At 70.6% G+C, this 6,628-nt stretch carries 6 protein-coding genes and 1 pseudogene; 6 read left to right on the plus strand and 1 reads right to left on the minus strand.

The features are described 5' to 3' along the window. Nucleotides 1-274 precede the first annotated feature (274 nt). Nucleotides 275-1,024 carry a phosphoglyceromutase gene (locus FNH05_RS28595; RefSeq protein WP_144591953.1) on the plus strand — a complete coding sequence of 250 codons (750 nt, stop codon included), beginning with the start codon at nt 275-277 and terminating at the stop codon, nt 1,022-1,024. An 85-nt stretch (nt 1,025-1,109) separates the two neighbouring features. On the opposite strand, the gene FNH05_RS28600 is transcribed toward FNH05_RS28595, so the two are convergent. Further along, on the minus strand, nt 1,110-1,751 hold the full coding sequence (locus FNH05_RS28600; RefSeq protein ID WP_144591954.1) for a response regulator transcription factor: 642 nt from the start codon (nt 1,749-1,751) through the stop codon (nt 1,110-1,112). A gap of 65 nt (nt 1,752-1,816) precedes the next feature. On the opposite strand from FNH05_RS28600, the gene FNH05_RS28605 reads away from it, so the two are divergent. From FNH05_RS28605 to FNH05_RS38935, 5 genes and pseudogenes are all read left to right on the plus strand, one after another. Beyond that, complete coding sequence (locus FNH05_RS28605; protein ID WP_144591955.1) at nt 1,817-2,701, plus strand: oxidoreductase; 885 nt, start codon at nt 1,817-1,819, stop codon at nt 2,699-2,701. Nucleotides 2,702-2,903: 202 nt separating this feature from the next. After that, entirely contained in the window at nt 2,904-4,064 is a 1,161-nt protein-coding gene (locus tag FNH05_RS28610) for a sensor histidine kinase (RefSeq protein ID WP_425458500.1), read from the plus strand. Continuing rightward, entirely contained in the window at nt 4,061-4,750 is a 690-nt protein-coding gene (locus FNH05_RS28615; RefSeq protein WP_144591956.1) for a response regulator transcription factor, read from the plus strand. The genes FNH05_RS28610 and FNH05_RS28615 overlap by 4 nt, the downstream gene beginning before the upstream one ends. 27 nt (nt 4,751-4,777) lie before the next feature. Beyond that, the gene (locus tag FNH05_RS28620) at nt 4,778-5,815 is read left to right on the plus strand and encodes a Ppx/GppA phosphatase family protein (protein ID WP_144591957.1); all 1,038 of its coding nucleotides are present in this window, start codon (nt 4,778-4,780) and stop codon (nt 5,813-5,815) included. A gap of 623 nt (nt 5,816-6,438) precedes the next feature. Further along, a pseudogene (locus tag FNH05_RS38935) lies at nt 6,439-6,628 on the plus strand (hypothetical protein); the annotation flags it as partial.

Consider the following 6,628-nt stretch of genomic DNA (forward strand, 5'->3'; position numbering starts at 1 on the left):
CGCTGCCGCTGGGGAGTGCGTGGAATCCAGCGGTGCGGGACGTAGTCAACTTGTCAGATATCGACCAGTAATCACAAGACTACTGGCTACTCCGTTCGAGTGAATTTCGTCCCACTTGTTAACAGAATGCAGCAAGTGTCACTTTGGGGGCCGCTTGTTGACGGCTTGTTCTGCTGTCGAGTGATGTGTTACCGAGCGGTAACGCACTGTCGGTAGTAGCCCGGCCCGCGTGGCCCATCGCGTCGCCCGAAACCCCTCATGGCAGGCTTGCCGTATGGCCGAACTAGGGACGTTGGTGCTGCTCCGGCATGGGCAGAGCACCTGGAACGCGGAGAACCTGTTCACCGGCTGGGTCGATGTGCCGCTGTCCGAGCTGGGTGAAGCAGAGGCTCGTCACGGCGGTGAACTGCTCGCCGAAGCCGGTCTGCTGCCCGACGTGGTGCACACCTCGCTGCTGCGCCGCGCGATCTCGACCGCGAACATCGCGCTCGACGTCGCCGACCGGCACTGGATCGACGTGCGCCGCAACTGGCGGCTCAACGAGCGGCACTACGGCGCGCTGCAGGGCAAGAACAAGAAGCAGGTCCGCGAGGAGTTCGGCGAGGACCAGTTCATGCTCTGGCGCCGCTCGTACGATGTGCCGCCGCCGGAGATCGAGCGGGGCAGCGAGTTCAGCCAGGACAGCGACGTCCGCTACGCCGACCTCGGCGCGGACGCGCCGCTGACCGAATGCCTCAAGGACGTCGTCGCCCGGCTGCTGCCGTACTGGGAGTCCGCGATCGTGCCGGACCTGCGCGCGGGCAGGACCGTGCTGGTCGCCGCGCACGGCAACTCGCTGCGCGCCCTGGTCAAGCACCTCGACGGGATCTCCGACGACGCGATCGCCGGGCTCAACATCCCCACCGGGATCCCGCTGCGCTACGACCTCACCGAGGACCTCAAGCCGGTCACCCCCGGCGGCACCTACCTCGACCCGGCCGCCGCGGCCGAGGCCGCCGCCGCGGTCGCCGCACAGGGCCGCTGATCCGGCGAGACCGGACGAGACCGGACGAGACCCGAGCAGACCGAAGGGCCGCGGGATTTCCCGCGGCCCTTCGTCGTCGGAGTGCTCAGACCAGGCCGAGTTCCCTGGCACGGACACCGGCCTGGAAGCGCGAGGTCGCGCCGAGCGCGGACATCAGTTCCGCCACCCGCCGCCGGTAGGTCCGCACGCTCAGGCCCACCGTCCTGGCCGCGGTCTCGTCCTTGCAGCCCGAGGCCAGCACGTCGAGTATCCGCGGGGCCAGCGCCCGGACTTCGGCGAATTCCGCGTCGTAGAGCGAAAGTTCGGTGCCCGCGCGCCAGGCCGCGTCGAACAGCGAGACGATGTTGCGCACCAGGCCCGCCTCGTCGACCACGCGATAGGCGCGCTCACCGTGTGCGCGGTCGCCGGCGAGGATCGCGAAGCGGTTGTCGAGGATGATCGTCTCGAGGATCTCGTCCCGGGTGATCCTGACCCCGGCGCCGAGCCGTTCCATCGCGTACAGGTGTTCGGCCCGCTCCGGTTCGAGGAGCACCCCGGGGCGGTACAGCTTGCGGATCTTGTGCGGGCCGGGGCCCGCGGACGACGGTGAGGCCCTCCGGGTGGTCACCCAGGTGTTGAGGTCGGCGGCCGCGCAGGCGATCTCCGCCGCGTTCGCGAACAGGTGCGCCGTGGCGGCGAACAACTCCGCCTCGCCGCGTACCAGCACCCCGGTCCCGATCGTGTCCATAGCACCAGTGTGGCAGCAAGTTGCCAAACCGGGACGGCGCGAGCGGCGCGCGGAACGCTGGTTCCATGACCAACGAAACGATCAACGCCGCCGCGGCCGGGACGTGGCGGCTCGGCGACCTGACGGTGAACCGGCTGGGCTACGGCGCCATGCGGCTGATGCACAAGGCGGACGGCAGCGCGAGCGATCGCGACCAGGTGGTCGCGGTGCTCCGCCGCGCGGTCGAGTTGGGCGTCAACCACATCGACACCGCCGCGTTCTACTTCTCCGACCTCCGCTCGGCGAACGAGCTGATCAACACGGCGCTGCGCCCCTATCCCGAAGACCTGGTGATCACCACGAAGGTCGGTCCCGGGCGTGACCCGTCCGGGGCCTGGCTGCCCCCGGCCCGGCCCGAACAACTGCGTGGTCAGGTCGAGGAGAACCTGCGGCAGCTCGGCCGCGACCATCTCGACGTGGTCAACCTCCGCATCGGGGAGGCACTGGATCGCGGCCAGGGTTCGCTGGCCGAGAGCTTCGGCGCGCTGGCCGAACTCCGGGAAGCCGGTCTGATCCGCCATCTCGGCATTTCCAACGTCGGGGCGGAACATCTTGCCGAGGCCCGGGAGATCGCGCCCGTGGTGTGCGTGCAGAACCAGTACGGGGTGTCCGTGCGCCGTGAGGACGACGAACTGCTTCGCCTGTGCGGGGAGCTGGGCATCGCGTTCGTGCCGTTCTTTTCCGTGTTCAGCGGCACCCTGAGTCCCAGCGGAACCGAAGAGATCGAAACCATCGCGAAGGCGCATGACGCCTCCCCGGCCCAGGTGCGGCTGGCCTGGACCCTTCAGCGCGGACCGCATGTGCTGGCGATTCCGGGAACCGGCGATCCGCGGCATCTCGAAGAGAACGTGGCGGCCGCGGGATTGCGACTGTCCGAAGCCGAGTTGGCCGCACTGGACTCCATTCGGTGACATCCGATCGGGTTGGCCGTCACGGACCGGCGGCGCTTCGGTGAACAGGGCCTGAATCGAGGGCAAACTGTTCACCGGGAGATGTCGCAGGTGTCACGACTGGCCGCCCAGGACTAGGTAAAACGCCGGGTTCCATGCTTACGATTCATCCGTGAGCGTGAGTGCTGCACTCGCCTTGGCTGCTGGTGCCCTGCTGGTCGGCGTGCTGACCGGTTTCCTGATCAGCCGGATCCGGCAGCGGAGGGCGCAGCGGCGGCCGAGCGGGCCGACGGTGGCCGAACTGCTGCTCCGTCTGGTTCGCTCCTCCAACAACGGGCTGCTCGTCCTCAACCGTTTCGGCGACATGGTGCTGCACAACCATCGCGCCGAGGTGCTGGGTCTGGTGCGGGACAACCGGGCGGATCCGCGGGCGCGCGTGGCGGCCGAGGGCGTGGTGGAGACCGACGAGGCGATCGAAATCGACCTTTCTCCGTTGGAGGCCAGGGGCAGGCAGCCCGAGGCCGTGGTCGGTGAGGTCCGCCCGCTCGGCGACGGGTTCACCGTCGTCGAGGCGGTCGACCATTCCGAGGCGGCCCGGCTGGAGGCGGTGCGACGGGACTTCGTGGCGAACGTCAGCCACGAACTCAAGACCCCGGTGGGGGCGATCGCGCTGCTCACCGAGGCCGTCCTGGATGCCGCCGAGGACGTGGACGAGGTCCGCCGGTTCGGCAACAAGATCCTTCACGAGTCGACCAGGCTCGGCACCCTCGTCACCGAGCTCATCGCGCTGTCGCGACTGCAGGGCGCCGAGCGCCTTCCGGACCTCAACGCCGTCGAAGTGGACGCGGTCGTCCGGGAGGCGCTCGGCCGCGTCCGGCTCTCCGCCGAGTCCGCCCAGATCACCGTCACCACCGACGCACCCAGCGGCCTCGTCATCGAGGGCGACCGCACGCTGCTCGTCACCGCGCTGTCCAACCTGCTGGAGAACGCCATCGCGTATTCGCCCGCGGGCAGCCCGGTGTCGGTCAGCAGGCGGCTGGCCGACGGCATGGTCGAGATCGCGGTGACCGACCGCGGTATCGGCATCGCCGAGGAGGACCAGCAGCGGGTCTTCGAACGTTTCTACCGCGCCGACAAGGCGCGTTCGCGAGCCACCGGCGGCACCGGGCTCGGTCTGGCGATCGTCAAGCACGTCGCCGCCAACCACGGTGGCGAGGTGAAACTGTGGAGCATGCCGGGCACGGGGTCCACCTTCACCCTCCGGATCCCGGTGCGGCAGAGCGCGGTCAGTGCCGGTCCACCATCGGCGCCCCGGCAGGAGAAGGTCCCGGACCGGGTGTCCAGGCTGGTCGTGTCCAGCCAAGAACAGGGAGGAAAGCAGTGACGAGGGTGCTCATCGTCGAGGACGAGGAGTCGTTCGCCGACCCGTTGGCCTTCCTGTTGCGGAAGGAGGGCTTCACCGCGGCGGTGGCCACCACCGGCCAGCAGGCGCTCGAGGAGTTCGACCGCAACGGTGCCGACATCGTCCTGCTGGACCTGATGCTGCCGGGCATGAGCGGCACCGACGTGTGCAAGCAGCTGCGGCAGCGGTCGGCGGTCCCGGTGATCATGGTGACCGCGCGGGACAGCGAGATCGACAAGGTGGTCGGCCTTGAGCTCGGCGCCGACGACTACGTCACCAAGCCCTACTCCGCGCGCGAGCTGATCGCACGGATCCGGGCCGTGCTGCGCCGTGGCGGCGAGGGCGGCTCCGAGGGCGAGCTGGCCCCGCCGGTGCTGGCGGCGGGACCGGTGCGGATGGACGTCGAGCGGCACGTGGTCACCGTCGACGGCGGAGAGGTCTCCCTTCCGCTGAAGGAGTTCGACCTGCTCGAGTACCTGCTCCGCAACGTCGGCCGGGTGCTGACCCGCGGCCAGCTGATCGACCGGGTGTGGGGTGCCGACTACGTCGGGGACACCAAGACCCTGGACGTGCACGTCAAACGGCTGCGGTCGAAGATCGAACCCGACCCCGGCTCGCCCCGCCACCTGGTCACCGTGCGCGGTCTTGGTTACAAGTTCGAGACGTAGGCCCCCGGCCGGGTACCGTAGGGCTTTGTGCGCCTAGGGGTACTCGATGTGGGGTCCAACACCGTCCACCTGCTGGTGGTGGACGCCCACCGTGGTGCCCACCCGACGCCCATGCACTCGGAGAAGACCGTGCTGCGGCTCGCCGAGCAGATCACCAAGAACGGCGAGCTGAGCAGGGCCGGGGCGGAGGGGCTGGTCGAGGCGGTGCGTGCGGCCAGGGAGTCCGCGGCCAGGCTGGGCTGCGAGGAGCTCATGGCCTTCGCCACTTCGGCTGTGCGCGAGGCGACCAACTCCGCCAAGGTCCTGCGCAAGGTCAACGACGAGACCGGCGTCGAGTTGCGCGCCCTGTCCGGCGTCGACGAGGCCCGGCTCACGTTCCTGGCGGTGCGCCGCTGGTTCGGCTGGTCGGCGGGCCGTCTGCTGGTGCTCGACATCGGCGGCGGCTCGCTGGAGGTGGCGATGGGCATCGACGAGGAGCCGGAACTGGCCGAGTCGCTGCCGCTCGGGGCCGGCCGTCTCACCCGTACGCGGTTCTCGCACGACCCGCCGAGTCGTTCGGAACTGGTCGCGACCTCGGCCTGGCTGGAGGACCAGCTCGCCGTGCTGGCCAAGAAGGTGGCCAAGCTGGGCCCGCCCGAACACGTGGTGGCCACCTCCAAGACCTTCCGTTCCCTGGCCAGACTGACCGGGGCGGCGCCCTCCGCCGCCGGGCCCCGGGTACGCCGTACCCTGTCCGACACCGCACTGCGGCAGCTCATCGCCTTCATCTCGCGGATGACGGCGGCCGACCTCGCCCAGCTGGAAGGGGTCAGCGCGAGCAGGGCACACCAGTTGGTCGGTGGCGCGCTGGTGGCTCAGGCCGCCATGCGCGCGCTGTCGCTGGAAGAACTGGAAATCTGCCCCTGGGCGCTGCGGGAGGGTGTCATCCTGCGGCGACTGGACCGCTCGAACGGGACGGACGACACTGCCCCCACGGGGCGGCGAGTGTTCGAGGCGAAGGCGCAACGCCCTTCGTCGCGGAATCAGACCGGTGACAGCGACGTGGTGGACGAGAGCGAAACGTGAGGGCACGGTGGAGGAGTGGATGGGATGCGTGAGGCGGTGCTGCGCGCGTGCCGCGTCCGAGACCGCGCCGTGGGCAGGCTACGCGATCACAGACGCGCGGTGGGGATGAAACGCTGATGAGTCGAGAAAGCGGTCAGGACCGCTCGCAGAAGACAGTGGCCGAACTGCTTGCTCTGCACGGCGGCAACGTGGAGAGCCCTCGGCGGCGCCGACGCGCCGCGGAGGACGACGAGCAGCAGGCTCCCGCCGCGGAGGCGCCGCCGCGACGCGCCCGCGGGGTCTCCGACACCGGACCTCAGGCGATCATCGACCGTGTACGCGGTGGCGGCGCATCCGGGGACGGTACGCCCCCGCCGCCCGGGAGCCGCAGCGGCGGTCGCCGGGCCGCCCCCGACGGTGACGCGCCCGGCCTCCGCCCCGGCGGAGGGGACTCCGCGCCGCGACCTCCCGCGGGTCCGCCGCAGCCGCCGGGTGCCCTTCCACGCCCGCCCGCCGGTCCGCCGCAGCCGTCCGGCGCCTTCCCGCGCCCGCCCACGGGCCGGCCTCAGGAGTCGGGCACGTTTGCGCGTCCGCCTGCGGGCCCGCCGCCGGAGGGCGGTGCCACCGGTTTCCAGCGTCCGCCGATGGGTCCGCCGCAGGAGTCGGGTGCCTTCCCGCGTCCCCCGGCCGGACCTCCACCGGAGGGCGGTGCCACCGGCTTCCAGCGCCCGCCGGCCGGTCCGCCACCGGAGTCGGGCACGTTCCCGCGCCCGCCCGCCGGGCCGCCGCAGGAGTCCGGAACCTTCGCACGCCCCGGAGGGCCCGGGGAAGCGC

It is taken from the genome of Amycolatopsis rhizosphaerae (assembly GCF_007713715.1).
GTDB classification, from domain to species: Bacteria; Actinomycetota; Actinomycetes; order Mycobacteriales; family Pseudonocardiaceae; genus Amycolatopsis_E; species Amycolatopsis_E rhizosphaerae.